The sequence below is a fragment of the Rhizobium sp. SAFR-030 genome (genome assembly GCF_059415005.1).
In genome coordinates, this window is the sequence record NZ_JBPFDO010000013.1 from 1 (window position 1) to 2495 (window position 2495).

Below are 2495 nucleotides of genomic sequence, written 5' to 3' on the forward strand. Positions count from 1 at the left end.
TGTTGATTTCCACTGAGAGCTGACCCGGCGTTTCCACCGAGAATTGACCCGCCTTTAGGTATCGTTCGTGTTGTTGGTCGGGGTCAAGTTCCTGCGTTTCTCCTTTGCTGTTTTGGGCTGATGGGCCGAGCTGTTCTTGAAGCGGAAGCTGTCGTTTCCGGTTTCGAGGATGTGGCAGTGGTGGGTGAGCCTGTCGAGCAGCGCGGTGGTCATCTTTGCGTCGCCGAAGACGCTTGCCCATTCACTGAAGCTGAGGTTGGTGGTGATGATGACGCTGGTGCGCTCGTAAAGTCTGCTCAGCAGATGGAAGAGTAGCGCCCCGCCTGAAGCGCTGAATGGCAGGTATCCCAGCTCGTCGAGAATGACGAGATCGGAGTGGACAAGCCGATTGGCGATCTGCCCCGACTTGCCTTGTGCCTTCTCTTGCTCGAGCGCGTTGACCAGCTCGACCGTCGAGAAGAACCTTACCCGCTTGTGGTGATGTTCAATGGCCTGAACGCCGAGCGCGGTAGCAATGTGCGTCTTTCCCGTGCCAGGTCCGCCGACCAGAACGATGTTGTTGGCATCGTTGAGGAAGTCGCAGCGATGAAGCTGTTGCACGAGCGCCTCGTTGATCTCGCTGCTGGTAAAGTCGAATCCATTCAGGTCACGGTAGGCGGGGAAGCGTGCGGTCTTGAGCTGATAGGCCGTCGATCGAACCTCTCGTTCCGCTGTCTCCGCCTTGAGAAGCTGGGACAGGATCGGAATGGCAGCCTCAAACGCCGGCGATCCCTGCTCGGTCAGATCAGCGACGGCATGGGCCATGCCATGCATCTTCAGTTGCCGCAGCATGATGACAATTGCGCCGCTTGCCGGGTTATGACGCATGGCGAGCCTCCGTCTTTCTCAAGGTATCGTATCGTTCGACATTGGCCTTGGGCTCATTGGTGAGCGTCAGTGCCTGAGGCGCGTCGAGGGTTGGCGGCGTGAAGGATTTACCGTCAACGAGCCGATGCAGCAGGTTCAGCACATGCGTCTTGGTCGGAACGCCGGACTTCAGCGCCATGTCGACGGCGGAGAGCACTGCCTGCTCGTCGTGCTGAAGGACGAGGGCCAGGATATCGACCATCTCTCGATCACCACCCGGCTTCTTGAGCAGGTATTGCTGCAAGGTCCGGAATGCATCGGGAAGCTCGATGAACGGTGCGCCGTTACGAAGAGCACCGGGCTTACGCTGCACCACCGCCAGATAGTGACGCCAGTCGTAGATGGTCTGGCCCGGCCGATCATGGGACCGATCGATGACGCGGCGGTGCTCACAAACGATCTGGCCTTCTGCGGCGACCACGACACGATCTGGGTAGACCCGGAGACTCACCGGTCGATTGGCGAAGGATGCCGGAACGCTGTAGCGATTGCGCTCCAGATGCACGAGGCAGGTGGGCGTGACCCGCTTTGTATATTCGACGAACCCGTCGAACGGCCTGGAGAGCGGCATGAGAGCTGGGACTTCCTCGGCCCAGATGTCGGCAATAGTGCCACGCAACTGACCGTGGGGTGTCTTGGCCCAGAACTCCTTGCAACGCTCCTCAAGCCAATCGTTCAGGGCCTCCAGTGATGGAAAGCGCGGGATCGGTTGAAAGAAGCGATGACGCGCATCCTGCACGTTCTTCTCGACCTGTCCCTTCTCCCAGCCGGACGCCGGATTGCAGAACTCGGGCTCGAACACATAATGGCTGGCCATCGCCATGAAGCGGACGTTGACGTCGCGCTCCTTGCCACGGCCGACCTTGTCGATCGCCGTACGCATGTTGTCGTAGATGCCGCGGCCGGGGATACCCCCAAAGGCACGGAAGGCATGGTTGTGGGCATCGAACAGCATCTCGTGCGTCTGCAGGAGGTATGCCCGGACGATGAAAGCCCTGGAGTAGCTCAGCTTCGTATGCGCCACCTGCAGCTTGGTGCGCTCATTGCCGATGATCGCCCAGTCTTCCGACCAGTCGAACTGGAAGGCTTCGCCGGGTTCGAACGCCAGGGGCACGAATGTCCCGCGGCCCGTCGTCTGCAATTGCCTCTGACGATCATCGCGCCATTCCCGCGCAAATGCCGCCACACGATTGTAGGACCCCTCGTAGCCGAGGCTGACAAGATCAGCGTGTAGCTGCTTCATCGTCCGCTTCTGCTTGCGGCCTTTCTTGGCCTCCGTCTTCAGCCAGGCCGATAATCGATCCGCGAACGGATCAAGCTTGCTCGGCCGCTCCGGCACGTTGAACTTCGGCTCGACGCCGCCGGTGCGTAGATATTTGCGGATGGTATTCCGGGATAAGCCGGTCCTGCGGCAAATCTCCCGGATCGATAGATGCTCTCGAAAATGCCAGCGTCGGATCACGCTCAGTAACGCCATGTCGATCACTCCAGAGCCCCCGCTGAAAACATGCGAGGGACGGTTGAAACATGGGTCAATTCTCAATGGAAATATCAGGCTGAGCCGGGTCAGCTCTCAGTGGAAATCAACA

The 2495-nt window shown here is 59.4% G+C and carries 2 protein-coding genes; both read right to left on the reverse strand.

From position 1 onward, the window contains the following. Nucleotides 1–54 precede the first annotated feature (54 nt). A complete protein-coding gene (gene istB, locus ACR65N_RS22020) occupies nucleotides 55–867 on the reverse strand; it encodes an IS21-like element helper ATPase IstB (protein ID WP_440458772.1) in 813 nt (270 codons plus the stop codon). Beyond that, nucleotides 857–2383 (reverse strand): IS21 family transposase, encoded by a 1527-nt coding sequence (gene istA / locus ACR65N_RS22025; RefSeq protein ID WP_440458773.1) that lies wholly within the window; start codon nucleotides 2381–2383, stop codon nucleotides 857–859. The genes istB and istA overlap by 11 nt, the downstream gene beginning before the upstream one ends. Nucleotides 2384–2495: the final 112 nt, after the last annotated feature.

Coding starts and splice junctions, on each gene's coding strand:
- istA (WP_440458773.1), bottom strand. CDS start 2,383: ATGGCGTTACTGAGCGTGATCCGACGCTGGCATTTTCGAGAGCATCTA.
- istB (WP_440458772.1), bottom strand. CDS start 867: ATGCGTCATAACCCGGCAAGCGGCGCAATTGTCATCATGCTGCGGCAA.